The 24,700-nt window shown below is 70.8% G+C and carries 29 protein-coding genes; 14 read left to right on the top strand and 15 right to left on the bottom strand.

Going from position 1 to position 24,700, the window contains the following annotated elements; genetic code table 11:
- Nucleotides 1–21: 21 nt before the first annotated feature.
- From crtI to H7I41_RS19880, 7 genes are read left to right on the top strand one after another with little or no spacing between them, the layout of a single operon-like run.
- Entirely contained in the window at nt 22–1,536 is a 1,515-nt protein-coding gene (gene crtI / locus H7I41_RS19850; RefSeq protein ID WP_264014328.1) for a phytoene desaturase family protein, read from the top strand.
- On the top strand, nt 1,533–2,516 hold the full coding sequence (locus tag H7I41_RS19855) for a phytoene/squalene synthase family protein (protein WP_264014329.1): 984 nt from the start codon (nt 1,533–1,535) through the stop codon (nt 2,514–2,516). Before crtI ends, H7I41_RS19855 begins: the two co-directional genes overlap by 4 nt.
- A gap of 2 nt (nt 2,517–2,518) precedes the next feature.
- Nucleotides 2,519–2,860 (top strand): lycopene cyclase domain-containing protein, encoded by a 342-nt coding sequence (locus H7I41_RS19860; protein ID WP_264014330.1) that lies wholly within the window; start codon nt 2,519–2,521, stop codon nt 2,858–2,860.
- A complete protein-coding gene (locus H7I41_RS19865; RefSeq protein ID WP_264014331.1) occupies nt 2,857–3,192 on the top strand; it encodes a lycopene cyclase domain-containing protein in 336 nt (111 codons plus the stop codon). The genes H7I41_RS19860 and H7I41_RS19865 overlap by 4 nt, the downstream gene beginning before the upstream one ends.
- Complete coding sequence (locus H7I41_RS19870) at nt 3,189–3,899, top strand: class I SAM-dependent methyltransferase (protein WP_264014332.1); 711 nt, start codon at nt 3,189–3,191, stop codon at nt 3,897–3,899. Before H7I41_RS19865 ends, H7I41_RS19870 begins: the two co-directional genes overlap by 4 nt.
- Nucleotides 3,896–5,461 carry an FAD-dependent oxidoreductase gene (locus H7I41_RS19875; RefSeq protein WP_264014333.1) on the top strand — a complete coding sequence of 522 codons (1,566 nt, stop codon included), beginning with the start codon at nt 3,896–3,898 and terminating at the stop codon, nt 5,459–5,461. Before H7I41_RS19870 ends, H7I41_RS19875 begins: the two co-directional genes overlap by 4 nt.
- The gene (locus H7I41_RS19880; RefSeq protein ID WP_264014334.1) at nt 5,458–6,465 is read left to right on the top strand and encodes a DUF5914 domain-containing protein; all 1,008 of its coding nucleotides are present in this window, start codon (nt 5,458–5,460) and stop codon (nt 6,463–6,465) included. Before H7I41_RS19875 ends, H7I41_RS19880 begins: the two co-directional genes overlap by 4 nt.
- Here the strand turns inward: H7I41_RS19880 and H7I41_RS19885 are convergent.
- Complete coding sequence (locus H7I41_RS19885) at nt 6,462–6,833, bottom strand: DUF427 domain-containing protein (RefSeq protein WP_264014335.1); 372 nt, start codon at nt 6,831–6,833, stop codon at nt 6,462–6,464. The genes H7I41_RS19880 and H7I41_RS19885 overlap by 4 nt on opposite strands.
- A 110-nt stretch (nt 6,834–6,943) precedes the next feature.
- On the opposite strand from H7I41_RS19885, the gene H7I41_RS19890 reads away from it, so the two are divergent.
- Nucleotides 6,944–7,420 carry an SRPBCC family protein gene (locus H7I41_RS19890; protein WP_264014336.1) on the top strand — a complete coding sequence of 159 codons (477 nt, stop codon included), beginning with the start codon at nt 6,944–6,946 and terminating at the stop codon, nt 7,418–7,420.
- A 12-nt stretch (nt 7,421–7,432) separates the two neighbouring features.
- Here the strand turns inward: H7I41_RS19890 and H7I41_RS19895 are convergent, their stop codons facing one another.
- Both H7I41_RS19895 and H7I41_RS19900 read right to left on the bottom strand, forming a co-directional pair.
- Nucleotides 7,433–7,735: a hypothetical protein gene (locus H7I41_RS19895; RefSeq protein WP_264014337.1), complete on the bottom strand. Its 303-nt coding sequence runs from the start codon at nt 7,733–7,735 to the stop codon at nt 7,433–7,435.
- 224 nt (nt 7,736–7,959) lie between these two features.
- Nucleotides 7,960–9,348, bottom strand: a complete 1,389-nt coding sequence (locus tag H7I41_RS19900) for an NAD(P)/FAD-dependent oxidoreductase (RefSeq protein ID WP_264014338.1) — start codon at nt 9,346–9,348, stop codon at nt 7,960–7,962.
- A gap of 66 nt (nt 9,349–9,414) precedes the next feature.
- Here H7I41_RS19900 and H7I41_RS19905 point away from each other — a divergent pair, with 66 nt between their 5' ends.
- A complete protein-coding gene (locus H7I41_RS19905; RefSeq protein WP_264014339.1) occupies nt 9,415–9,882 on the top strand; it encodes a DUF4262 domain-containing protein in 468 nt (155 codons plus the stop codon).
- Here the strand turns inward: H7I41_RS19905 and H7I41_RS19910 are convergent.
- The 3 genes from H7I41_RS19910 to H7I41_RS19920 all read right to left on the bottom strand — a co-directional run bounded on the left by H7I41_RS19910 (nt 9,870) and on the right by H7I41_RS19920 (nt 12,287).
- Nucleotides 9,870–10,688, bottom strand: a complete 819-nt coding sequence (locus tag H7I41_RS19910; protein ID WP_264014340.1) for a class I SAM-dependent methyltransferase — start codon at nt 10,686–10,688, stop codon at nt 9,870–9,872. The two genes, H7I41_RS19905 and H7I41_RS19910, sit on opposite strands and share 13 nt — an antisense overlap.
- Before the next feature lie 64 nt (nt 10,689–10,752).
- Nucleotides 10,753–11,784 carry an NAD-dependent epimerase/dehydratase family protein gene (locus tag H7I41_RS19915; RefSeq protein ID WP_264014359.1) on the bottom strand — a complete coding sequence of 344 codons (1,032 nt, stop codon included), beginning with the start codon at nt 11,782–11,784 and terminating at the stop codon, nt 10,753–10,755.
- Nucleotides 11,781–12,287 (bottom strand): nuclear transport factor 2 family protein, encoded by a 507-nt coding sequence (locus H7I41_RS19920; RefSeq protein WP_264014341.1) that lies wholly within the window; start codon nt 12,285–12,287, stop codon nt 11,781–11,783. The genes H7I41_RS19915 and H7I41_RS19920 overlap by 4 nt, the downstream gene beginning before the upstream one ends.
- Nucleotides 12,288–12,408: 121 nt before the next feature.
- Here H7I41_RS19920 and msrB point away from each other — a divergent pair, with 121 nt between their 5' ends.
- Nucleotides 12,409–12,882, top strand: a complete 474-nt coding sequence (gene msrB, locus H7I41_RS19925) for a peptide-methionine (R)-S-oxide reductase MsrB (protein ID WP_264014342.1) — start codon at nt 12,409–12,411, stop codon at nt 12,880–12,882.
- On the top strand, nt 12,879–13,394 hold the full coding sequence (gene msrA, locus H7I41_RS19930; protein ID WP_264014343.1) for a peptide-methionine (S)-S-oxide reductase MsrA: 516 nt from the start codon (nt 12,879–12,881) through the stop codon (nt 13,392–13,394). The genes msrB and msrA overlap by 4 nt, the downstream gene beginning before the upstream one ends.
- Here msrA and H7I41_RS19935 read toward each other — a convergent pair whose 3' ends face one another.
- Nucleotides 13,395–14,747 (bottom strand): cytochrome P450, encoded by a 1,353-nt coding sequence (locus H7I41_RS19935; RefSeq protein ID WP_264014344.1) that lies wholly within the window; start codon nt 14,745–14,747, stop codon nt 13,395–13,397. It lies immediately after the preceding gene.
- Nucleotides 14,748–14,844: 97 nt separating this feature from the next.
- Between H7I41_RS19935 and H7I41_RS19940 the strand changes: the two genes are divergently transcribed.
- Entirely contained in the window at nt 14,845–15,456 is a 612-nt protein-coding gene (locus H7I41_RS19940) for a TetR/AcrR family transcriptional regulator (protein WP_264014345.1), read from the top strand.
- Here H7I41_RS19940 and H7I41_RS19945 read toward each other — a convergent pair.
- Complete coding sequence (locus H7I41_RS19945; protein WP_264014346.1) at nt 15,453–16,022, bottom strand: TetR/AcrR family transcriptional regulator; 570 nt, start codon at nt 16,020–16,022, stop codon at nt 15,453–15,455. The genes H7I41_RS19940 and H7I41_RS19945 overlap by 4 nt on opposite strands.
- A 94-nt stretch (nt 16,023–16,116) precedes the next feature.
- Here H7I41_RS19945 and H7I41_RS19950 point away from each other — a divergent pair, with 94 nt between their 5' ends.
- Nucleotides 16,117–16,797: a class I SAM-dependent methyltransferase gene (locus tag H7I41_RS19950; protein WP_264014347.1), complete on the top strand. Its 681-nt coding sequence runs from the start codon at nt 16,117–16,119 to the stop codon at nt 16,795–16,797.
- 12 nt (nt 16,798–16,809) lie between these two features.
- Here H7I41_RS19950 and mmpH read toward each other — a convergent pair whose 3' ends face one another.
- From mmpH to H7I41_RS19975, 5 genes are all read right to left on the bottom strand, one after another.
- Nucleotides 16,810–17,880 (bottom strand): MMP endo-(1,4)-3-O-methyl-alpha-D-mannosidase, encoded by a 1,071-nt coding sequence (gene mmpH / locus H7I41_RS19955; protein WP_264014348.1) that lies wholly within the window; start codon nt 17,878–17,880, stop codon nt 16,810–16,812.
- On the bottom strand, nt 17,867–18,634 hold the full coding sequence (locus H7I41_RS19960; RefSeq protein WP_264014349.1) for a class I SAM-dependent methyltransferase: 768 nt from the start codon (nt 18,632–18,634) through the stop codon (nt 17,867–17,869). The genes mmpH and H7I41_RS19960 overlap by 14 nt, the downstream gene beginning before the upstream one ends.
- The gene (gene manT, locus H7I41_RS19965) at nt 18,628–19,848 is read right to left on the bottom strand and encodes an MMP alpha-(1->4)-mannosyltransferase (RefSeq protein WP_264014350.1); all 1,221 of its coding nucleotides are present in this window, start codon (nt 19,846–19,848) and stop codon (nt 18,628–18,630) included. The genes H7I41_RS19960 and manT overlap by 7 nt, the downstream gene beginning before the upstream one ends.
- A gap of 180 nt (nt 19,849–20,028) precedes the next feature.
- Nucleotides 20,029–22,650 (bottom strand): LuxR C-terminal-related transcriptional regulator, encoded by a 2,622-nt coding sequence (locus H7I41_RS19970; protein ID WP_264014351.1) that lies wholly within the window; start codon nt 22,648–22,650, stop codon nt 20,029–20,031.
- Between the two features lie 93 nt (nt 22,651–22,743).
- Entirely contained in the window at nt 22,744–23,199 is a 456-nt protein-coding gene (locus H7I41_RS19975; RefSeq protein ID WP_264014353.1) for a PPOX class F420-dependent oxidoreductase, read from the bottom strand.
- 51 nt (nt 23,200–23,250) lie between these two features.
- Between H7I41_RS19975 and H7I41_RS19980 the strand changes: the two genes are divergently transcribed.
- Nucleotides 23,251–23,550 carry a hypothetical protein gene (locus H7I41_RS19980; protein ID WP_264014354.1) on the top strand — a complete coding sequence of 100 codons (300 nt, stop codon included), beginning with the start codon at nt 23,251–23,253 and terminating at the stop codon, nt 23,548–23,550.
- 1 nt (nt 23,551) lies between these two features.
- Here H7I41_RS19980 and H7I41_RS19985 read toward each other — a convergent pair whose 3' ends face one another.
- Together H7I41_RS19985 and H7I41_RS19990 are read right to left on the bottom strand one after the other, a co-directional pair.
- The gene (locus H7I41_RS19985; protein WP_264014355.1) at nt 23,552–23,866 is read right to left on the bottom strand and encodes a hypothetical protein; all 315 of its coding nucleotides are present in this window, start codon (nt 23,864–23,866) and stop codon (nt 23,552–23,554) included.
- Between the two features lie 32 nt (nt 23,867–23,898).
- On the bottom strand, nt 23,899–24,465 hold the full coding sequence (locus H7I41_RS19990) for a hypothetical protein (RefSeq protein WP_264014356.1): 567 nt from the start codon (nt 24,463–24,465) through the stop codon (nt 23,899–23,901).
- Between the last annotated feature and the right edge of the window lie 235 nt (nt 24,466–24,700).

Raw genomic sequence — 24,700 nt, forward strand, 5'->3', positions numbered from 1 at the left:
CTTTCAGGCAGGAGCTGGTTGATGCGCACACTCGAAGGCAAGACCGACCGCGTGGTCGTGGTCGGCGCCGGCCTGTCGGGGCTGTCGGCCGCCCTGCAGCTCGCCGGCCGGGGCCGCACGGTCACCGTCGTGGAACGCGAGACCTCCCCCGGCGGCCGGATGGGCCGCCTGGACATCGACGGGTACCGCATCGACACCGGCCCGACGGTGCTGACGATGCCCGACATCCTCGACGAGGCCTTCGCCGCGGTGGGTGACTCGATGGCCGACCGCGTCGAGTTGCTGCCGGTGGACCCGGCCTACCACGCCTTGTTCGCCGACGGCAGCGGGCTGGACGTGCACACCGATCCGGCGGCGATGACCGCCGAGATCGAACGGTTCGCCGGCGGCGAGGCCGCGCGCGGCTACACCGAACTGCGCGAGTGGCTGACCCGGCTGTACCAAGTGGAGTTCGACGGCTTCATCGGGTCGAACTTCGACTCGCCGCTGTCGCTGCTGACGCCGCAGCTGGCCCGGCTGGCCGCGATCGGCGGATTCCGGCGCTGGGACAAGGTGATCCGCCGCTTCATCACCGACGAGCGGCTGCGCCGGATCTTCACCTTCCAGGCGCTCTACGCCGGGGTGCCGCCGGACCGCGCGCTGGCGGCCTACGCCGTGATCGCCTACATGGACACCGTCGCCGGGGTCTACTTCCCACGCGGCGGCATGCGGGCCGTGCCGTCGGCGATGGCCGCCGCGGCCGCCGACGCGGGTGTCGAATTCCACTACGGCGCAACGGTGTCGGAGCTGGAGCAGCGCGACGGCCGGGTGATCGCGGTGCACACCGACGACGGCCGGCGCTTCGCCGCCGACGCGGTGGTGCTGACCACCGAATTGCCCGCCACCTACCGGATGCTGGGCCGCACCCCGCGCCGCCTGCTGCCGATCCGGCCGGCACCCTCGGCCGTGGTCGCGCACGTCGGCTGCAGCACCGTGGACGAGAGCGTCGGCCACCACAACATCCTGTTCGGCGGCGCCTGGGAGCAGACCTTCCGCGACATCATCGACGACGGCCGCGTGATGGGCGACCCGTCGCTGCTGGTCACCCGGCCCAGCGCCGGCGACGCCAGCCTCGCTCCCGCCGGGCGCGACCTGCTCTACGTGCTCGCGCCCGCGCCCAACACCGCTGTCGGCACGGTGGACTGGGCACGCACCGGCGCCGCGTACACCGAGCAGATGCTGGCCACGGTGCAGGCGCGGCTGCCCGGCGTCGGCACCGACCTGCGACTGCTGCACGTGGTGAACCCCGACGACTGGGCGCGCGACGGCATGGTGGCGGGCACGCCGTTCTCGCTGGCGCACACCTTCGCGCAGACCGGCCCGTTCCGGCCGGCGAACACCGTGCGTGGAATCGACAACGTGGTGCTGGCCGGGTCCTCGACGGTGCCCGGCGTCGGCATCCCCACCGCTGTGCTGTCCGGCCGGCTGGCCGCCGACCGGGTCACCGGAGCCGTCACCCGTCCGGCGCCGACGAGAACGAGGAGCGGGCTGCCATGATCGGTTCGGAACTCGACGCCGCCGGCGTCCACGACCCCGCACTGCGCGACGCCTACCGCCGCTGCCGGTTGATCAACGCCCGGCACGGTCGGACGTTCTTCTTGGCCACTCGGCTGCTGGCGCCCGAGCAGCGGCCGGCCGTGCACGCGCTGTACGGCTTCGCCCGCCAGGCCGACGACATCCTCGACGACTTCGACCCCGTCATCCCGATCAGCGAACGCGCCGACAACCTGCAGCGGCTGGCCACCCGGCTGTTCAACCGGATGACCAAGGGCACCGGCGGATCCGCCGAATCCAACGGGCACGGCCCCGCCGACCCGGACGACAAGGCGCTCGACGCCGTGGTGCACACCGCCCGCCGCTACGGCATCGCGTGGGAACTGTTCGACGACTTCCTGGCGTCGATGCGGATGGACCTCACGGTCACCGACTATCCGGACCGTGCGGCGCTTGACCGCTACATGTACGGCTCCGCGGAGGTGATCGGCCTGCAGATGGTGCCGATCCTCGGCACGGTCGGCCCCCGCGAGGACGCCGCGCCCTACGCCGCCGCGCTCGGCAAGGCCTTCCAGCTCACCAACTTCCTGCGCGACGTCAACGAGGATCTGGAACGCGGCCGGGTGTACCTGCCCGCCGACGAGCTCGCCGCCCACGGGGTGGACCGCGAGCTGCTGCAGTGGTGCCGGGCCAACGGGCGCACCGATGCCCGGGTGCGTAGCGCCCTGGCCGAGCAGCACGCGGCGGCCCGCCGGATCTACGACTACGCCGAGGGCGGGATCGCGCTGCTCGCGCCGCGCTCGCGGCCCTGCGTCAGCGCCGCGCAGGTGCTGTACTCGGAGATCCTGGACCGAATCGAGGAGATCGACTTCGACATCTTCACCCAGCGCGCGACGGTCGGCACCGGCCGGCGGCTGCAGGTCGCCGGCGCCGGGTTGGTGCGGGCCTGGCGTGCACGGATGGCCCACCCTGTAAAGGTGTAGCCATGGATCACTGGCAATACCTGATGGTGCTGGGCGCCTGCCTGGCGATCACATTGCCGCTGGAGTTCTTCGGTTCCGGGGTGTACCGCCAGATCGGCCGCACCGCATCGGCGCTGCTGCCCGTCGCGGCGGTGTTCGTCACCTGGGACGTGCTGGCCATCAGCGGGCAGGTCTGGACCTACAACCCCGATTACGTCACCGGGATCCGCATCGGCAGCCTGCCGCTGGAGGAACTGCTGTTCTTCCTGGTGATCCCGCTGTGCGGACTGCTCACCTACAACGCCGTCACCTCCTGCCTGGAGCTGATGCGGCGGCTGCGCGACCGGTCATCGGAGTCCGCGTGATCGGCATCGGTTACACCCTGCCCGCCGTGGTCTCGGTACTCCTGGTGATCGCGTGGGAGTTGCTCTTCCTGCGCACCGGGCTGTTCCGGCGGCCCGCCTACTGGATGTCGATGGCGATCGTGCTCGGCTTCCAGATCCCCGTCGACGGCTGGCTGACCAAACTGTCGGCGCCGATCGTCGTCTACCACGACGACCACTTCAGCGGCATCCGGTTCCCGTGGGACATCCCGGTGGAGGACTTCCTCTTCGGATTCTCGATGGTGACCGCGGTGCTGCTGCTGTGGGAACGTCAGCGTCTGCGCCGCGAGACGGCGGAAAGTGAGGCCATGTGACCGGACTGAGTCGCGACCACGTTCCCGAATCCTTCGACACCGGGGCGGCCGCGTACGACCGGCTGGTCGGCGCGAATCCCGGCTACGAGGACCACCTGCGGATCTCCGCGCAGCGAATGGGGTTGCCGCGCAACGGCGCCGGGCTGCGCCTGCTCGACGCCGGCTGCGGCACCGGGCTGTCGACGGCGGCGCTGCTCTCGGTGGCGCCAGAGGCCGAGATCATTGCGGTGGACGGTTCGGCGGGCATGCTCGCCGAAGCCACCGCCAAGACCTGGCCCGCGTCGGTGCGCTTCGTGCACAGCCGCATCGAGGACCTCGCCGCGGCCGGGGTGGACGGCCCGTTCGACGGGATCTTCGCCGCGTACCTGATCCGCAACCTGCCCGACCCCGACGCGCAGCTGCAGACGTTCCGCACGCTGCTGCGACCGGGGGCGCCTCTCGCGGTGCACGACTACTCGGTGCGCGACTCCCGGGTGGCCACCATCGTGTGGAACGCGGTGTGCTGGACCGTGATCATCCCCGCGGGCCGGCTGCGCACCGGCGACGCGTCGCTGTACCGCTACCTGCGGCGCAGCGTGATGGAGTTCGACGGCGCCGCAGCGTTCCGGGATCGGTTGCGCCGCAACGGCTTCAATGACGTCGACAGCGACACCATGCCCGGCTGGCAGCGCGACATCGTGCACACCTTCACCGCGGTGGCGCCGTGACCGACCCCCGCCGCGTCCTGCACCCGGCCCCGCCGGGCGCACTGAACGCCGACGCCCTGCCGCGGCGACCGCGGGCCGTGGTGGTGGGCGCGGGCATCGCGGGCCTCGCGGCGGCCACCGGCCTGGCCGAACGCGGCATCGAGGTGGAGGTCGTCGAGCGCGAGTCCTATCTGGGCGGCCGGGTCGGCGGCTGGGAGGACGACCTGCCCGACGGCACGCCGGTGACCATGAACCGCGGCTTCCACGCCTTCTTCCGCCAGTACTACAACCTGCGGCACCTGTTGAGCCGCATCGATCCCGGGCTACGGATGCTGGTGCCGGTCGAGGACTACCCGCTGATCGACGCCCAGGGCCGGGTGGACACGTTCCGCGGACTCCCGCAGAGCCCGCCGTGGAACGCGCTGGTGTTCGCGCTGCGCAGCCCGACGTTCCGGCTGCGCGACCTGGTCCGCGTCGACGGCCGGGCGGCCGGCCCGCTGGCGACGGTGTCGGTGCCCGACATCTACGACCGCCTGGATCACGTCGACGCCGACAAGTTCCTGCGGGACATCAACTTCCCGGAGGCCGCCCGGCACCTGGCGTTCGAGGTGTTCTCCCGCAGTTTCTTCGCGCTGCCCGAGGAGCTGTCGGCGGCCGAGCTGGCCACCATGTTCCACATCTACTTCCTCGGCTCCAGTGAGGGCCTGGTGTTCGACGTGGCGAACGCGAACTTCGACGAGGCGCTGTGGCAGCCGATGCGCGAGCGGCTGGAGGGCCTCGGCGTGCGCTTCCACACCGGGGTCTCGGTGCGCGAAGTCGCTGAAACCGATGGGCAGCAAGGATTTCGGGTGCACTGCGATTCGGGCACGACGCTGGACGCGGACGGCGTGGTGCTGGCCACCGACGTGACAGCTCTGCGCGACATCGTCGGACGGTCGCCCTCGCTCGGCGACGCCGACTGGCGGGCCCGCGTCGACGCGCTGGGCACCGCACCGCCGTTCGTGGTGCAACGGCTGTGGCTCGACCGGCCGGTGCACCCCGACCGGCCCGCCTTTCTCGGCACGGGCGGGCGTCCGCCGTTGGACAATGTCAGTGTGCTGGAACGCTACGAACGACAGGCCGCCGAATGGGCCGGCCGCACCGGTGGGTCGGTGGTCGAACTGCACTCCTACGCCGCCGTCGGACCCGCTGGGGCGAGCGAAGCGACGGGGAGCGTCACCGACGAGCTGCCGGGCCGGCTGCTGGCCCGGCTGCACGAGCTGTACCCGGAGACCAGGGATGCCCGTGTCGTCGGCGAATTGGTGCTGCGCCGTCAGGACTGCCCGCGGTTCGCCCCCGGCGACTTCGACCGCAGGCCCGGCGTGGCGACCCCGACCGACGGGCTCGCACTGGCCGGCGACGGCATCCGCATCGACCTTCCGGTCGCGTTGATGGAGCGGGCCGCCACCACCGGGTGGTCCGCCGCCAACCAACTGCTGGGAGGCTTCGGCATCGCCGGGCATGCGCTGGTGACGGTCCCGACCGAAGGCCGGTCCCCCACGTTGAGCCGGCTGATCGCCCGGGCAGAGCGGGACGCGTCGTGAGCCGGCTCGCCGAGCTGAAAGCCAAGTGGGACAAGGTCGTCCCGTTCGAGGTGCTGCCGAAGATCCCGTGGGCCCGCCAGGAGCCCACATACCGGGAGGCGCAGCCCGCCGTCATCGACCGCGCGCTGGCTCGGGCGCAGGCCCGGCCGACCGGCAACTGGTTCACGTTCGCCGCCAGCGACGACATCCGCGACAAGCCGCTGGGCACGACGGTGGGTGGCGTGGAGATCGTGGCATGGCGCGGCGCCGCCGGTGAACTGCGCGTGGGACCGGGCAGCTGCCCGCACCTGGGCGCCGAGCTCGCCACCGGCACCGTGGACTGCGGTGCGCTGGTGTGCCCCTGGCACGGGCTGCGGCTGGGCGGTGACCGCCGCGAATTCGGCTGGAAGCCCTACCCGGCCCACGACGACGGGGTGCTGGCCTGGGTCCGCCTGGACGCCGTCGGCGGCGAGACGCCCACCGACGCGCCGCTGATCCCGGCGCGGCCACCGGCGCCCTACCTGCACGCCGTCACCCGGCTCGAGGGGGTGTGCGAACCGGCCGACATCATCGCCAACCGGCTCGACCCCTGGCACGGTGCGTGGTTCCACCCGTACTCGTTCACCCGGCTCGACGTCCTCAGCGCGCCACCCGTCGATGGTGAGGTCACCGAACAGGCGGACCGCTTCCTGGTGGCGGTCACCTTCCGGATCGGCCGCCTCGGCGTCCCGGTGATCGCCGAGTTCACCGCGCCGGGCCCACGGACCATCGTTATGCGCATCGTCGACGGCGAGGGCGCGAGCAGCGTCGTCGAGACCCATGCGACGCCCGTCGGGCCCGGACCCGACGGCCGGCCACGCACCGCGGTGATCGAGGCCGTCGTCGCGCACTCGGACCGGCCCAACTTCGGCTACGGCGTGTACGCGGCGCCGCTGATCGCCCCGGTCATGCGATACGCCGCGACCCGGTTGTGGCGCGACGACCTGGCCTACGCCGAGCGCCGCTACCTGGTGCGCAGCCGCTAACCGACGGTGATCTCGGCCTTGTCCGGGTAGAACGCGACCCGGCCTGCGATCGCGGCCACCGCGGGGTACGGCTTCGGGTAGGTCCAGATCGCGTCCTCGACCACGTCGTCGCCCGCGGCGACGGAGTAGTAGGCGGCCTCACCCTTGTACGGGCAGTACGTGCCGGTGTTGCTGTGCTGCAGCCGCTCGGCGACCACGTCGGACAGCGGGATGTACTGCACCGCGGGATAGGTCGACTCCTGCAGGGTCACTGCGTCGGTGGTGTCGGCGACCAGTTCGCCGTTGACCCGCACGGTCACCCGCGCTCCGGTCGGCGTGACGGTGATCGGGTGCTCTGCGGTGGGGTGCAGGACGGGACGTTCTGTCATCGGAGGTCTCCTCACGCGTGCGTCATCCACTGTCCTCCTGCCAACCGTGTGCGGCCGGGGATTCTTCCGCAGCGGTCCGCCGAGTTCGGCCCGGCGGCTACCATCGCCGGATGACCGACTTGGGTGCGGCCTCCGCCGAGGCCACCGTGGACATCGCCGCCGATCCCGCGACCGTGTACCGCCTGATCACCGACCTGCCGACGCTGGCTGACCTGGCCGAGGAGGCCACCGCGATGCAGTGGCAGAAGGGCGACGGGGCGCGGCCCGGAGCGGTGTTCAAGGGGCGCAACGAGAACGGCTCGAAGCGCTGGACCACCACCTGCACGGTGACCGACGCCGACACCGACCGGGTGTTCGCCTTCGACGTGCGCAGCGCGATGCTGCCGGTGGCGCACTGGCGCTACGACATCGAGGCCGCGGGCGCCGGCTGCCGGGTGACCGAGCGGACATGGGACCGCCGCGCCGGCTGGTTCAAGAAGGTCGCGGTTCTCGCGACGGGCGTGAGCGACCGCGACACCGCGAATTCCGAGCACATCAAGGTCACCCTGCAGCGACTCAAGGCCAAGGCCGAAGCGGGCGCCCAGTAGACACGGCTCGCGCTACGTCACCGTGGCGGGCTGCCCGTTCTTGTTGAGGTAGTTGCGCCCGTCGGCGGTCGAGATGCCGCTGGCGGTGACCCAGCGGGCGCCGTCGAAGCGGAATTGTTCGCGCGACGACGCGTCGCCCATCGAGAAGCAGTCCGGACCGCAGTCGTAGGCGACGGTCACCGCGCTCGTCGCGCCGTCGGAGAAGACGAACGTGTGCGGTCCCTCCGTGAGAGGTGCCTGCTCCGCGGAAGCCGACGGAGCCGAGGCCAGGCCGCCGATGCAGACGGCCGCCAGAACGATGGCAATCCTCTTCATGATTTCTCTTTTCTCCACGGTCATTCGCCGACGCTGATTCCCACAAGCTATTGGTAGATCACCGGGAGTTCTCGGCAATCACGCACGCGATTCAACGCCGCTTGTCATCGGAAGGAAGTTCAGGCAGCTGACGTGCACCGACGTGTAGCCGCGGCCTTCACAACCGGCTGACGCAATCAGGCGGCACACCACGATGGCTAAGCAGCCCTCGGAACCGGCGCGCGTCAGTGCGGGCGGCCGGCGATCCGGTCGGCGAGCACCGCGAGCGGAGACGTGGCGGCCCGGCCGCGCGCCTCGTGCCGGTCGGCGAGCTGGTAGGCGGTGTACAGACCCCGCACGCCGAGCCAGCGCAACGGCTCGGGCTCCCAGTCACGCGCGCGGTGGCCCACCCAGGGCAGCGCGGTGCGGTCGGTGTCGTGGCGGAGCACCAGGTCGGTGAGCGTGCGCCCGGCGAGGTTGGCGGCGGTGACACCGTGCCCGACGTATCCGCCGGCCCAGCCCAGTCCGGTCGACCGGTCGAGGCCCACACCGGCCGACCAGTCCCGCGGCACGGCGAGCACCCCGCACCAGCCGTGCGCGACCGGGACGTCGCGCACCTGCGGCAGGATCGCGTGCAGCACCTCGGTCAGGCGCGTGATGGTGCGCGACGGCACCCGGCCGTCGACGTCGGTGCGTGAGGCGTAGCGGTAGGGCACGCTGCGCCCGCCGATGGCGATGCGGTCGTCGACCGTGCGCTGGGCGTAGAAGAAGCCGTGCGCGGTGTCCCCCGCCGTCTCACGGCCCTCCCAACCGATCTCGTCCCAGATCCGCTCGGGAATCGGCTCGGTGGCGATCATCGAACTGTTCATCGGCAGCCACCGCCGCCGCAGCCCCGGCATCCGAGCGGTGAACCCCTCGGTGGCGCGCAGCACCGTGCCCGCCCGGACGGTGCCGTGCGCAGTCTCCGCCCGGCCTGCCGCGATGCCGGTGACCGCGCTCTGCTCGTAGACGTCCACGCCGAGGCGTTCGACGACGTCGGCGAGTCCGCGGGCCAGGCGCGCGGGCTGGATCCGTGCGCAGTGCGGCGTGTGGTAGGCCGAGAGCATGCCGTCGAACCGGATGCGTTGCGCCGCTTGGTCTCCGGTCAGCCGCGTCACGCCGTCGTTGCCCCAGCGCAGCTCCTCGTCGAACGCCGCCGCCAGCCGGGCGGCCTGCGCCGGGTTGCGGGCGATCTCCAGGGTGCCGCCCTTGACGATGCCGGCGTCGATGCCCTCCCGGGCGGCGACCGCGATCACCTCGTCGACCGCATCGTTGAGCGCCCGCTGCCACGCCACCACCCGCTGCGCGCCGTACTGCCGGGCCAGCCCGGCGCGGTCACCGGGAACGAGGCCGGACAGCCAGCCGCCGTTGCGGCCGGATGCGCCGTAGCCGGCGAAGCGCGACTCGAGCACCGCGATCCGCAGCGACGGGTCGGCGCGTTTGAGGTAGTAGGCGGTCCACAGCCCGGTGTATCCCGCGCCGACGATGCAGACGTCGGCGTCGCGGTCACCGGGCAACCGCGGGCGGGGTGCGGGCGGTTCGGCGAACCAGTGCGAGACCTCGCCGTTGCGCACCTGCCCGCGATCCGTCGCCACCGCCCGATCCTGTCAGACCCCGGGTGCACGCTGAGGTCAGGTACCACTGACGAAAGGACGCCGCCGATGTGCTGGCAGTGCGATCACCCCGAGGCCTCGCTCGACGACTACCTCGACGTGCTGTACGACAAGGTCGTCGAGCACGGCTGGGCGGTTCAGTTCGTGGAGAGCGAACGTAATCCGTTCTCCTACACCGTGGGTCTGCACGAGTGCGGGCTACCGGAACTGCTCGTCACCGGTGTGGACCCGCCCCGGGCACTGCAGGTGCTCAACGCCGTCGCCGACTACTGCGTCTGCGAGGAACCCCCGGCGCCCGGCGACGAGATCGAACTGCCCGACGGGGTCCAGCTCGAGGTGGTCGAAGTGGCCCAACCCGACGCCCACCTCGGCATGGCGATCAACCTGTACGGCCGCGACGTGCGGGCACTGCAGCTGGTGTGGTCCGACCGGCGAGGGCGCTGGCCGTGGTCGGCCGACTTCAACCCCGGCGGCCGCAGGCAACCGGTACTCGGGCCGCGCACTCAGAACGCGTAGCGGTGGAACTGCGCCATGGTGCGGACCCCCGGCACCCGGTTCATCACCGCCGCCATCACCCGGTAGCCGCCACCCAGATTCGAGAACGCGTCGGACTCGAACACCGGCACCCACGCGAGCAGGCGGGTGCCGGGGACGGCGTCGAGGATGTCGGCGGGCGTGTTGATCGCCCAGTGCAGTGTCGACCCCGAGCGGCGCACGACGGTGTTGGTCCACTGCGACCGGATGCCGAGCCGGTTGAACGCGTCGAATTGCAGTTCGCCTGAAGGGAATCGGGCCACCAGCCGGCGCAGCAGCGCCACCCCGTCCGCTTCGGTCAGGTACATGGTCAGCCCCTCGCCGAGGATCAGCGTCGGCCGGTCCGATGTGATCGAGGCGAGCCACGCCGGATCGGTGACCGACGCCGCCACCAGGTGATGGTGCTCCGGCTGTGGATAGAACCGCTCCCGCAGCGCGATCACATCGGGATAGTCGACGTCGTACCACTCGACGCCGGGTCCGGGCGACAGGCGGAAGAAGCGGCTGTCCAGCCCGCAGCCGAGATGGACCACCACCGCATCGGGATGCACCGCGAGGAACTGCCCCGCCCAGGTGTCGAAGTGCTTGGAGCGCAGCGCGACACTCGGCGCATTGCCCGGCTTGATCCCGGTGTTCGCCCAGTCGTAGTCGATCTGCGCGACGATCTCCGCGGCGTGGTGGTCGTGCAGCACGGAGTCCGACGCCCCCGCGTCGAGCGCCTTGGCGTACAGCGTCGCCAGCATGGTCTCCGGCGCACCGGTCAGGTCGACGCTCGTCTTGTCGGTCATGACACCGACGGTAGCGCGCGGGCCACCGCGCAGACAGCCCGCTGAACACCGGCGGGCGCGTCGTTCAGCCCGCGGATCCGGCCTTGCGCTTGGCTTTTCGCAGCTCCATCCAGAACCGCGCGGCCTCGCGGATCGACTCTTCCACCGGCCGGGGCTGCCAGCCGAGCTCGCGCACCGCCTTGCCGTGGTCGACGTGCGCCTCGGCCCGCATCAGCCGCAGCGACCCCATCGACAGCCGCTCGTCGGTGCCGCGCAGCCGGGCCTTCGTGCTGCCCATCGCGGCCATCGCATACGACAGCGCCAGCGGTACCGACTTCGTCGGCGGCGGTGTGCCTGCCGCCTCCGCCGCGATACGCACCACCTCGGCGTTGCTGATCATCTTCTCGGAGATCAGGTACCGCTCGCCGGGACGGCCCTTCTCCGCGGCCAGGATCATCGCGCGGGCGGCGTCCTCGACGCCGACGGCCTCCAGTTCGATTCCGCCCATCACGAACGGCAGCTTCCCGAACGCGGCGCCTGCGATGATCGCGCCGTGCGGGGTGCGGCCCCAGTCGCCGGCGCCGTAGGTCGTCGACACGCACATCGCCACGGCGGGCAGGCCCCGGCGGCGCGCGTAGTCCAGCACGAGTTCCTCGGCCTGCACGCGGGATCGGACGTAGGGCGTCAGGCGTTTGCGCTGCGCCTCGCCGATGACGTCGTCCTCGGTGGCCACGCGTCCCCGCTTGCGGCCGACGGTCACGTAGCTGCTGGTGAACACGAAGCGCCGCAGCGGATGGGCGTCGTGCACCTGCGCGGCGATCTCCAGCACGTTGCGGGTGCCCTCGACGTTGGTGCGGAACAGCGGCGCCGGGTCGCGCAGCCAGCCCCTGGTGTCGACGACGCAGTAGTAGACGTCCTGGCAGCCCGTCATCGCCTCGCGCAGGACGTCGTCGCTCCAGATGTCGCCGACGAACCGCTCGACCTGCAGATCGTCGATGCCGACGGTCTTGGCGCCGTCGCGCACCATCACGCGGACGTCCCGGCCCGCCGCGACCAGTTGGCGCGTCACGTGCGAGCCGAGGTAGCCGTTGGCGCCGATGACGAGCGCGCGGGTCACCGGGCGCCGCCGTACGTCTTCAGCCACACCGCGGCCTCGTCGGGCAGGGTGCCCAGCGCCCGCGCCTTTTTGCACCATTTCGTGGCGGCCGACACGAACCGCAGCGGGTTGTAGATGTCTTCCTGGCGGCGCCACTTCCCGTCGCCTGCGTAGGTGACGATCGAGATGTTGGTGGCGCTGATGACGCTGCCGTCGCCGGGGTCGCGCATCGGGTTGTCGAGCTCGCAGATCACCCGGGCGGTGGCCTCGTCGTAGACCGTCCACAGCGACGGGAACGACGTCATGTAGCTGCCGGGAAAGGCCTCCATCGTCTTCCAGATCCAGTCGCGCACCTGCTCGCGGCCGCGCATGGTGCCCGCGGCGTGTTCGACGTAGACGATGTCCTCGCTGTACTGGTCGACCCACGGATCCCAGTTGCGGGTCTGCGCGGCGGTGTCGACGGTCTTCTCGAAGTCGGCGAAGGCGGCGACGAGTTCGTCGCGGCTGAAGGTGCTGCCCGTCACCACCAAACTAGAACACGTTCTACCCGTGTTGTCGAGAACCGTCGCCGAGCCGGTACACGCCGGGACTAACTGAACCAATCTCGAGGTTGTAGCTCGTGCCCCGAAGAGTAGAAAGGGACAGATGAGCAGGACTTATCAGAAGAACCCGGCGGCGGTCGACGCGTTGTCGCCGGAGCAGTACCAGGTGACTCAGCGCAACGGCACGGAGCGGCCGTTCACCGGTGAGTACTGGGACAACCACGAACCGGGCATCTACGTCGACGTGGTCTCCGGTGAGCCGTTGTTCGCCTCGACGGACAAGTTCGAGAGCGGCAGCGGGTGGCCCAGCTTCACCAGGCCGCTGGACGCCGCGAACGGCGCGTCAAATGTGCGAGAGAAGCGGGACTTCAGCCACCTGATGCTCCGCACCGAGGTCCGGTCGGCGCACGGCGACAGCCACCTCGGGCACGTGTTCAACGACGGGCCGCGGGAGGCCGGCGGGTTGCGCTACTGCATCAACTCGGCTTCGCTGAGGTTCGTCCATCTCGACGACCTCGAGGCCGAGGGATATGGCGAGTACCGACAGCTCTTCTCTTCCAAGGAGGCACAGGCATGAGCACCACCGAGAAGGCGATCCTGGCCGGCGGCTGCTTCTGGGGCATGCAGGATCTGATCCGCAAGCAGCCCGGGGTGGTGTCGACCCGCGTCGGCTACACCGGCGGGCAGAACGCCAACGCGACCTATCGCAACCATCCCGGCCACGCCGAGGCGATCGAGATCGTCTACGACCCGGCGAAGACCGACTACCGGGCGATACTGGAGTTCTTCTTCCAGATCCACGACCCGACGACGAAGAACCGGCAGGGCAACGACGTCGGCACCAGCTACCGGTCGGCGATCTTCTACGTCGACGACGAGCAGAAGCGCGTCGCACTCGACACCATCGCCGACGTGGACGCCTCGGGGCTGTGGCCCGGCAAGGTGGTCACCGAGGTGACGCCGGCCAGTGATTTCTGGGAGGCCGAACCCGAGCATCAGGACTACCTGGAGCGGCTGCCGTGGGGTTACACCTGCCATTTCCCGCGGCCGGACTGGAAGCTGCCCAAGCGGGCCGACGCGACGACGTAGTCAGGACCCCAGGGGTGTCGGCCGGCGGCGCATGACCACCCGGCCGCCATCCTTGGGGGTGAACGCCACCCCGCGGGAGTGCACCTTCTCGTCGCGCGCCGCCGTGGTCTCGACGTCGAAGTGCCGTAGCACCGTTCGCAGCACGACGTCCATCTCCATGTTGGCGAAGGCGGCGCCGACGCACCGGCGGGTGCCGCCACCGAACGGCGCCCACGCGAACATGTTGGGCCGCTTGCCGACGAACCGCGTCGGGTCGAAGCGCTGTGGGTCCGGGAACTCCCCGGTGTTGGCGTGCAGCTGGTTGATGCTCACCAGCACCGAGTAGCCGCGCGGGATCCGCCACTGCCCGATCTGCACCATCGGCGCCCAGACGTGCCGCCCGCAGAAGTCGATGACGGTGCGTGCCCGCTGCACCTCGAGGATCGTGGCCTGGCGGTACTCGTTGCCGTCGGTCTGCGCCTCGGCCACGAGTTCGGCGAGCACCGCGGGATGGCGGCTGACCCGCTCGAACGCCCAGGCCAGCGTCGACGCGGTGGTCTCGTGCCCGGCGGCGAGCAGCGTCAGCAGCTCGTCGCCGATCTCACTCGGTGTCATCGTCGAACCGTCTTCGTACGCGCTGCGCAAGAACAGCGAGAGCACGTCGGTGCGCTCGTCGAAGTGCTCGTCGGCCCGCGCCTGGGCGATGAGGGTGTCGATCACCGACTCGTAGGTGCGCCGGTAGTCGTGCAGGCGTCGCCACGGGCTCAGCGGGCCGAGGTCGCGGGCCGGTTCGGGGAACACGACCAGGCGCGAGCCCAGCGTCACCCACGGCGGGATGACCTCGCGGAGGCGGTCGAGTTCTGCGCCGTCGGCGCCGAAGATGGCGCGCAGGATGATGTTGAGCGTGATCCGCATCATCGGTTCCAGCGTCTCGAACGGTTGGCCGTCGGGCCACGACGCCATCTCGCGGCGGGTCTCCTCCTCGACGATCTTCTCGTAGTTCTTCATCGCCTTGCCGTGGAACGGCGGGGTGAGCAGCTTGCGTCGCCTGCGGTGGTCGTCGCCGTCGAGGGCGAACACCGATCCGGGTCCGAAGACCCGGCTGAGGTTCGGCTGTACGTTGCCGAGCTCTTCGGGACTGGTGGTGAAGACCTGTTTGGCCAGCGCCGGATCGGTGAGGATCACCGTCTTGCCGAACATCGGGATGTTGGCGACGAACGCGGCGCCGTGCCGCCGCGTCAGGCGGTCGATCATCTGGCGTCTGGCGAGGACGTACACCAGGCCCTGCAGCAGCTTGGGCACGCGCGCCGCGGGCGGCAGATGTGGCCCGGCTGACGCGGAGACGGGGTGTTCGGTGATGGCCGCTTCGCTCATACAAGACTCCAGACCCCGGTTGGTACTGCGATGTACCGTGGATGTGTGGAGTACGGTACCGCTTGGTACCAACACGCGCAAGAGCGGTGGGAGGGACATGACCACCTCAATCGACGACGGAGCCAGCGCCGCGGCGACCGTCTCATTCCGCGGCCGGCTGCTCGACGGCCTGGCCGCGTCGATCGCCGAACGCGGCTACCGCGACACCACGGTGTCGGACATCGTGCGGCACGCGCGCACCTCCAAGCGCACGTTCTACGGCTTGTTCGGCACCAAAGAGGACTGCTTCATCGAGCTCCTGCGCGCCAACAACGAGGCGCTGGTCAATCACATCCGGGCCGCGGTCGACCCCGAGGCGCCCTGGCAGGAGCAGATCCGGCAGGCCGTGGACGCATACGTCGCCCACATCGAGTCGCGGCCCGCGGTCACGCTGAGCTGGATCCGCGAACTGCCCGGGCTCGGCGTGGTGGCGGCACCGCTGCACCGGCTGGCCATGGAGCACCTGACCGACATGCTCGTCGACCTCAGCAGCAGCCCGGGCTTCCAGCGCGCAGGCCTGCCGGTGGTGCCCCGACCGCTGGCGGTCATCCTGCTGGGCGGCCTGCGCGAGTTGACGGCGGTGCTCGTGGAGGACGGCCGCGACGTCCGAGGCATCGTCGAACCGGCGATCGCGGCGTCGACGGCGCTCCTCGGCCCGCAGGCCCGTTAGCCCAGGATCAGCCGCGCCGACTTCGTGAGCCGCTCGGTCATGTCGGTGTAGGACGAATAACCCATCCCCGCCCACACCAGGGCGCCCACGTAGAGCAGCTCGAGTGACTCGATGACGTCGTAGTCGGTGTCCGGTCCCAGCGCGGTGACCAGGCGGTCGCGGACGTCGCGCCCGATGCGCTGGCGCAGCACCTCGACGTCGGGGTCGCGGCCGAGCAGCGCGTTGGTCACCGCCCCCGCGAACTCCGGTTCGTCGGCCACCAGGAGGGCGATGTGCTGCAGCACCTCGATGACGCGCGCGGCGGGTTCCGGCGAACCGTGGTCGGCGGGCGGGGACGCGGCCAGGCGCCGCCAGAACACCTCGGCGACAAGATGTTCCTTGGAGGAGAAGTAGGTGTACGCGGTGGCCGCTCCGACCCCGGCCTCTGCGGCCACCCGTCGTACGGTCAGGCCCGCGAATCCGTCACGGCCGAGGATGTCCACCGCGGCGCGGCCGAGCCGGTCGACGGTGTCGGCCTGTTTGGCGGTCAATCGGCGCCGAGTCGACTCCAAAGCCGGATCGGACACATGTCCGGACGCTACTACAACGCCGGGGGGCCAGCAACGGCCGAGCCGCCCACTCCGCGGCGGGCCGCGCCCGGCCGACGGCTAAGTTGAGATCATGAGTGCCACCGAATCCGTCACCGGGACCGCCCTGCCGCCGCGGGCCGCGCAGCTGTTCGCCCTCGCCGAGAACGTCACCGGCTTCATGCCGGCCGACGAGGGCCGCGTGCTCTACGACGCGGCGGTGCGGTACCTGCCCGGCGGAGTGGGCGTCGAGATCGGCACGTACTGCGGCAAGTCGACGGTGATGCTCGGCGCCGCCGCCCAGGAAGCCGGCGCGGTCGTCTACACCATCGACCACCACCACGGCTCCGAGGAGCACCAGGCAGGCTGGGAGTACCACGACAGCGGCATGGTCGACCCGGTGACCGGGCTGTTCGACACGCTGCCCACACTGCGCCACACGCTCGACGCCGCCGGGTTGGACGACCACGTGGTCGCCATCGTCGGCAAGTCCACCGTGGTGGCCACCGGATGGCGAACACCGTTGCGGCTGTTGTTCATCGACGGTGGTCACACCGAGGAGGCCGCGCAGCGCGACTTCGACGGCTGGGCCCGCTGGGTCGAGGCTGGCGGCGGGCTGATCATCCACGACGTGTTCCCCGATCCCCGCGACGGCGGCCAGGCGCCGTTCCACATCTACCGCCGCGCCCTCGACACCGGCGACTTCCACGAGGTGTCGGCGATGGGTTCGATGCGGGTGCTGGAGAGGACCCGCGGCCGGCCGGGCTCGCTGTAACCGAAGGCGCGGTCAGCGCCGGGTGTCGGCGCAGGCGCAGTCGAACTCGTCCTCGAGGCCGCGCGGCAGATCGGCGGCCCGGAAGATCCCGGAGCCGGACGTGGTGCGCGACAGCGCATCCGCGGCCAGGATCACCGCGCCACCGGTCCACGTGGTGCGCTCTTCCGGCCAGCGCTTGCCGTCGGCGAACACCAGGCCCGTCCAGTACGAGCCGTCGCGTTCCCGCAGATGGTGCATGGCCGCGAACTGCTGGTGTGCGCGCCGGGCGTCGCCGATGGCGTCCAGCGCCATCACCAGTTCGCAGGTCTCGGCTCCGGTGACCCACGGCCGGTCGTCGACGCAGCGGATGCCGAGACCGGGCACCACGAAGTCGTCCCAGCGGTCGTTGATGCGTTCCACGGCCGCAGGCCCGCGCAGCGCGCCGCACATCACCGGGTAGTACCACTCCATCGAGTGGCGGTCCTTGGGGACGAACGACCCCGGGTGCGCGACGATCGCGTGACCCAGCCGGCCGACCGCGACCTCCCACTCCGGCTGCGGGTCGTCGAAGTAGTCGGCCAGCGCCAGTGCGCACCGCAGACTGTGGTGGATACTGGCGCACCCGGTCAGTAGGGCCTCGTCGAGCGGTCCCGCTTCGCTTCGCGCCCAGGCGATCTCGCCGTTCGGCCGCTGCAGGTCGAGCACGAAGTCGACGGCCCTGGAGACCACCGGCCACATCCGCTCGGCGAATCGCCGGTCGCGGGTGATCAACAGGTGGTGCCACACCCCGGTAGCGACGTAGGCGCAGAAGTTGCTGTCGCTGTTGGCGTCCTCGATCACGCCGTTGCGGAACTGGATCGGCCATGAGCCGTCGGGCCGCTGCCGGTCGCGGCACCACTCGAAGGCGGCACGGGCGGGTTCGATCAGCCCCGCGACGGTCAGCGCCATCGCCGACTCGACGTGATCCCAGGGGTCGGTGTGCCCGCCGTCGAACCACGGGATCGCGCCGGAACTCTCCTGCGTCGCGGCGATCGAACGCGCGGTCTGCAGGCACTGGTCCGGCGTGAAGACGCCGGCCACCCCGGGGAGTTCAGTCGCGCGCACGGGTCACCTCGACGTCGTCGGGGGTCGCCGGCTCCTGGAAAGCCGCCGGTTTTTCGAAATACAGAGCGACGCTCTTGCCGACCAACGGGTTGAGCAATTCCTCGGCGCGCCGGGTGATCCACGGCTGGTCGACCATGTCCCAGACCAGCAGCTTGTGGTAGGCCGCCACCGCGGGATGGTCGTTCTTCGATGTTCCCACAGCGCATTTCAGCCACCAGAACGGTGAGTGCAGCGCATGCGCGTGATGACTGAAGGTGTACCGCAGGCCGTGCGTCAGCACCTTGTTGCGCAGCGCGTCGGCCCGGTAGATCCGGACGTGGCCGCCCTCGTTGGCGTGGTACTCGTCCGACAGCATCCAGCAGATCCGCTCCGGCAGCCACCGCGGCACCGTGATCGCCAGCGAGCCACCCGGTTTGAGCACCCGCACCAGTTCGGCGATGGCCCGGTCGTCGGCGGGCACGTGCTCCAGGATCTCCGAGGCGATGACGACGTCGAACGTGCCGTCGGCGTAGGGCAGATCGAGGGCGTCACCCTTGACGGCCTCGGCGCGGGCGCCCTCAGGCGCCTCACCCTGCTCCTTCATCGCCTGCAGGATCTCGTCGACCGCGTTGAGGTCTTCGGTGTTCTGGTCGAAGGCGACGACGTCGGCGCCGCGCCGGTAAGCCTCGAAGGAATGCCTGCCCGCTCCGCAGCCCACGTCGATCACCGACGTGCCGGGCCCGACCCCGAGCCGGCCGAAGTCGACGGTCAGCATATCGCCCGCTTGTACACCGAAACAGTCTGCGCGGCAACGGATTCCCAGCTGAACACTTCGAGTGCGCGACGCCGGCCTGCCGCACCCAGGCGGTGCCGCTCCAGCGGCGAGTCGAGCAGCTCACCCAGCACCGCGGTCAGCTCGTCGACGTCGGCGGGCTTCACGAGCCGGGCACACTCACCGTCGGGTCCGACCACCTCGGGCAGCGCACCGGCCCGGCTGGCCACGATCGGTGTCCCGCTGGCCATCGCCTCGACGGCGGGCAGCGAGAAACCCTCGTACAGCGAAGGGATGCAGGCCACTTCCGCCGACGCCAGCAGTTCGGCCAGCTCGGAGTCGGACAGCCCGCTCGAGGTGGTGACGATGTCGGAGATGCCGAGCTCGGCGATCAGCTTCTCGGTGGGCCCGTTGGGCTCGAGCTTGCTGACCAGCTGCACGTCGAGGTTGCGCTCGACCCGCAGCCGCGCCACCGCGTGCAGCAGGTGGCTGATGCCCTTGAGCGGCACGTCGGCACTGGCGATCGCGATGATCCGGCCGCTGACCCGGTCCGGCGCGGGGGTGAAGAGTTCGGTGTCCACCCCCAGCGGCACCACGTGCAGCTGGCCGGGAGCGACGCCGAAGTCGTCGGCGATGTCGGTGGCCGACGACGAGGAGACGGTGAGCAGTTCGGGGATCTGGCGGGCCACCTGCTTCTGCATCTCGGCGAAGCCGTACCACCTACGCACCAGCGGCTTGCGCCACCAGCGGGCAGCCGCGACGTCGACCACCTTGTCGCGGGTGATCGGGTGGTGCACGGTGGCGACGACCGGCAGCCCCGACGCGGCGATGTCGAGCAGGCCGGTGCCCAGGCTCTGGTTGTCGTGCACGACGTCGAACTCGTCGCGCCGTGCGGCCAGCAACCGGGCCACCCGCATGGTGAACGTGCGTGGCTCCGGGAAGGCCGCCGTCCACGTCGCCAGCAACTCGAGCAGGTCGATGCGGTCACGGATCTCGCTGGGCCTCGGCACCCGGAACGGGTCGGGTTCGCGATACAGGTCGAGGCTGGGCACCTTCGTCAGGCGCACCCGCGGATCGAGCCCCTCGGGGTACGGCTGACCGGAGAACACCTCGACGTCGTGACCGAGTTCGACCAGGCCACGGCTGAGGTGGCGGACATAGACACCCTGCCCGCCGCAGTGGGTCTTGCTGCGGTAGGACAGCAACGCGATCCGCATACTCAGATGATTCCGAAGACGACTGGCGACGCCGCGCTGAGCTCGTCGAATCGTGTCACGCGCAGACTCCGCACCCTCTGGACATGTGTCCAGACTATAGTTTGACGTGCTAGTGGACGCAACGCGGCCGCACAGGGCTTGACTATCACAGCCCGCTGGCCGGTGTCCTGCCCAGCCCGTCTACCAGCCGCTGAGCGGGCCCCGGCGGAGGATGCGGGCCAGCTCCTCGCGTGAGCTGGCGCCCACCCGCTGGCAGGCCCGGTAGATGTGGCCCTCGACGCTGCGCACCGACATCACCAGCCGGTCGGCGATCTCCCGGTTGGACAGGTCCGCGCACACCAGCTCGACGATCTCGCGCTGGCGCGGGGTCAGTGGCTGGCCCGCCGGGTTCCGCAGCGCCGGTGTGCACAGGCCGCCGCAGTCGTCGGCGATCTGCGCCGCGAGCGTCGCGGCGTACTTGCCGCGCCTGCTCTGCCCGCTGCGGGTGTACGCGACCGCCGCCTGGGCGGCGCAGTCGGCGGCGGCAGCTCGGTCGCCGCCGGCCTGGTAGTCCATCGACGCGTCGAGCAGGCCGGCTCCGTCGTCGGCCTCGAGCGCCTCCGCGTGCCGGGCCACCACGTCGGCCAGCGGCAACCGCAGCGAGTCGGCGAGCTCGCGGGCGCGCTTCGTCATCGACGTGTCGCCCCACAGCACGATCGCCTGCACGCACGCCAGCTCGTGGGTGGGCTGGCCGCGGTCACGGGCGTCCCCGGCGGCGGCGTGGGCCACCTTGACGGCCTCGGTGAGCTCGCCGCCCGCCGCCAGCGTCCAGCCGGTGGCCAGCGACAGGTTGGTCTGCATGTAGACGTAGTCGTCCGGCACGCACCGGCGTGCCTCCTCGAGCGCATGCCGCGCGGCGTCGGCTTCGCCGAGCTTCGCGTGCGCCTCGGCGAGCCCGAAGCAGCTGGCGGCCCGCAGCCCACTCGTGACGCCGTGCTGCTCGGCCCCCGCCAGCGCCTCGTGCAACAGCTTCGCCGCGTCGCGCATCGCCCCCCGCGACAGCATCGCGTGCGCCCGCAGCGAGGCCAGGTTGGCATGGGCCAGTCCCGGCACGTCGCGTGCGGACTCGGCGAGTTCGTCAGCCCAGCGCACACATTCGTCGATACGGCCGTTGAGACGGCAGGCCCGGCCGTGGACCCCGCCGAACCAGAACCGCATCTGCGACGACTCGAACGAGGTGACCGCCCGCTCGATGGCGCGGGTGGCGAGTTCGTCGATCTCCTCGGCCCGGCCCAGTGCGCCGAGCGCCATCATCAGCGCGATGGACGCCAGCATCGCGTGCAGATCGGTCAGCGAGCCGGTGTCCAGCGCCGCGTGCGCCTTCTCCTCCGCCGCGACGCACCGGCCCAGCACCGCGTCCACCCCGGCCTCGATGGCCAGCCGCGCCGCCAGTTCGACATCGGTCTCCGGCGCCGCCGCCAGCGCCTCCAGGATCGTCACCGCATCGCGGGGGCGGCCGAGCAGCCACGTCAGGTTCGCGGCCCGCAGCGTCGCCCAGTGGTGGCTGTCGGCGCGGTCGCCGGTGCCGATATCCGACAGCACCTCCTCCGCCCGGTCGCCGCAGCCGAGCAGGATCATCGTCATCGCGCGCAGCGGAGCGGCCTCGGGCGCACCGGCTTCGGCTGCGGCAGTGGCGAACCGGTCGGCCGCGTCGGGATCGAGGAGTGCCAGCTCGTGTCGCGCCGCCTGGAGGTAGAGCTGCGGGTCGGGCGGCAGATCGGACTCCAGGGTGAGCAGTGCGCGCCGGACCGTCGCCTGCATGTCGCCGTCGGGCTGTTCGCCGAGCCTGCGGGCCAGCTTCCCGCGCAGGCTGGACAGGTACATCTCGCCGGCGGCCGCCCGGCGCAGTTCGCCGTAGAGCGGGTGGGCCAGCCGGGCGGTCAGCCCCGCAGGCGTCCGCTCGACGTTGACCAGCCGCATCTGCTCGGCCGCCTCGAGGTCGCTGCGCTGCGCCAGATCGCACAGCACGTCGACGCTCAGCGGCTCGCACTGCGAGAGCAGGTCGACCACGAGGGCCGGTCCGGGGGTGAGGCTGCCGAGCTGGCGGCCGACCATGTCGGTGATGCCCTGGGAGACGGCCACGTCGCCGTCCCACATCCACACCCCGGCCACCTGGCGGATGCGGCCCGCCGCCACCTGATCCTTGAGCAGCTGCAGCAGATACAGCGCGTTCCCGCCGGTGAGCTTCCAGAACCGCCGCGCCGTGCGGCTGTCCACCGGCCCCTCCAGGGTCTTCTCGATCAGGGTGCTGGTCGCCTCCGCCGACAGTGGCTCGAGGTCGAGCCGCGCCAGCAGCCCGTCCTTCCACAGCGCGGTCACCGCGTCCGGCTCCTCCGCACCGGCGCGCATCGTCACCACCAACCGCACCCCGGCCGACTGCGCAAGCTGGTGCACGACGTGCGCGGACAGGCCGTCGAGCAGGTGGGCGTCGTCGACGCCGACCAGTACCCGGCCGTGGCGATGTTGCGGCACAAATGAATTGATGAGGCGGCGCACACTGGTCAGGGCCTCCGACATGGCCGGGCTGATCGTCGCGCTGAACGCGCCGAGCGGCAGCGGCCGCGCCGACTCGGTGCCGACCACCCAGGTCACCCGGTCGTTCGCAGTTGCGCTGCGCGCCAACACTTCCCGCGCCAGCCTGGTCTTTCCCACGCCCGCGGCGCCGACGATCACCACGCCGGCGTAGCCGCCTCCCCCGCCCAGGGCACGGCGAATGAGCGCCAGCTCATTCTCCCGCCCCATCAGCGAATTCCCGCTGATCACAGGCCGAATATAGCCCTCGTCAATATCCGGGGGCGGGTATTCGGCAGGTTCGATCGTGATGCGGCGCACACGCGCGGACGGCCCCGCGAGGATCTACGCCGGCGGGAAACCGCCTGTGGCAACGGGTCCCCACCGCACCGGCGTGACCCTGATCAGGCACTTACCCTGCGCGACCATCGCCTGGCGATACTCCGTCCAGTCGGAGTGCTCGCCCGCCACCGCCCGGAAGTACTCCACCAGTGGTTCGACCGCGTCGGGCAGCAGGATCACCTCGGCATCGCCGTCGACCTGGACGTAGGGACCGTTGAAGTCGTCGGACAACACGGTGACGCTGGCGCGCGGGGTACGTCCGATGTTGCGCGACTTCGCCCGCTGCGGGTAGCTGGCGATCACCAGGCGGCCGTCGTCGTCGACGCCGCCGGTGACCGGCGAGCTCTGCAGTCCGCCGTCGGCGCGGAACGTCGTGAGCACCATGCGGTGCCGCGGCCGGACGAATTCGAGCAGGCCGGGCAGGTCGACGGGGTCGGCGGTGGCGATCTTCGGAGCCATGCGACCGACAGTAGCGACGACTTGTCGGTGGCGGCGGCTAGCGTGTCGAACATGAGTTCGAATGACGCATTGACCACGCTGTTGGACAGGCTCGATGCCGCCGACCGGTCGCTGGCGGCGCTACCCCTTTCCGACATGACCCCACGAGAACTGGAGGAGGTGTTACGCCGGCTCGACCGGTCGATCGCCCTGGCCGACGAATTACAGCAACGGCTGCTCGGCCGGTTGATCACCATCGGCAATCCGATGCGGATGGGTGGCGCCACCTGGGCGGAGGTGCTGTCACGGCATCTGCGGATCTCGCCCGCCGAGGCGCAGCGCCGCGTCGCCAGGGCGGCGCACGCCGCGTGAGTCACCGGGCGTCGGGCTTGCGCTTCAGCGTCCAGGCCGGGATCCAGTGGGTGACGGGCCTGCGTCGCGGGCCGTAGGCGACGTCGTAGGTGACAAGACCCCACCAGTAGCCCTGCTCGCACATCCCCCAGCAGGTCAGCCGGCCTTCGACGACCGAGTGCATCTGCAGGCCGGCGGGTTGGTAGCCGCCGACCCGGTGCGGCTCTCGCGGGAACACCGCCGCGAGGTCGACGAGGACCGTGACCGGCGGTTCCACCGCCCGGAAGGCGTGCTGGGTCGGCTGCCCGTTGTAGCCGATCGACTTCAGCTCACCCACCGTTCGATCATACGTTCGAACGACCGTCGAAGTCACCGATGGGTTGGGACCACCACGGCGTACGGCCGCGGGAAGCCGAGGCCTGTCAGGCGCGCGCCGCGGATCGCCGTGACGGGCACCGATACGACGGTGCCCGACGACGGCTCGTAGCACTGCAGCTGACCGTCGAGCCGGCGGTCGTCGTCGCGGTGGCGATCGGTGAGCAGCACCCAGTGCCGGGGCAGCCAGTTGCCGATCAACATCGCCACCGGGAGCTTCCGGTCGAGGGCGGCCAGGACGTCGGCCAGGCCGTCGCGCTGGCCGCGGCACAGTCGCCAGCGATACCGGACGCCGTGGGCGGCGGCCTGCGCGGTGAGCGCGCGGGCCATCCCCGGCGGAGTCGTCCCGAGCCGGCGCGGCCAGATGCGATTCACCTCGGCGTGGATGCGGCCCTGCTCGCCGGCGAACCAGTCGCGGCCGGACGCGGTGACGGCGTACCCGGAGGGGTTCAGCAGGGCGGCGCGGTGGCCCGGATCCATCAGCGCGCCCGCGACGACGGCGACGGCCGGACCGCATGTCAGGCCGTCACGTTGTCGAAGACGCAGTGCCGACAATTCCATCGCGCTTCAGTGTGCGGCGTCGCCGGTCCGCGCGCCACGAAGCGCACACTTCCTGCCACCGGTCGATCAATTTCTGCCAGCGGAATTAAACCCCTGACCTGCCGGTTTAACGGGTCAGACCGGAACGAGAACCACCAAGAACCGGCCGACACCGCGTCCGAACCGCGACCTCTCCGCCACGGCTCGAACCTCGAGACAAGAAAGAAGCACGACCATGAACAAGTTCGGATTCGCC

The sequence above is a fragment of the [Mycobacterium] manitobense genome (assembly GCF_025821665.1).
Taxonomy (GTDB): Bacteria; Actinomycetota; Actinomycetes; order Mycobacteriales; family Mycobacteriaceae; genus Mycobacterium; species Mycobacterium arseniciresistens.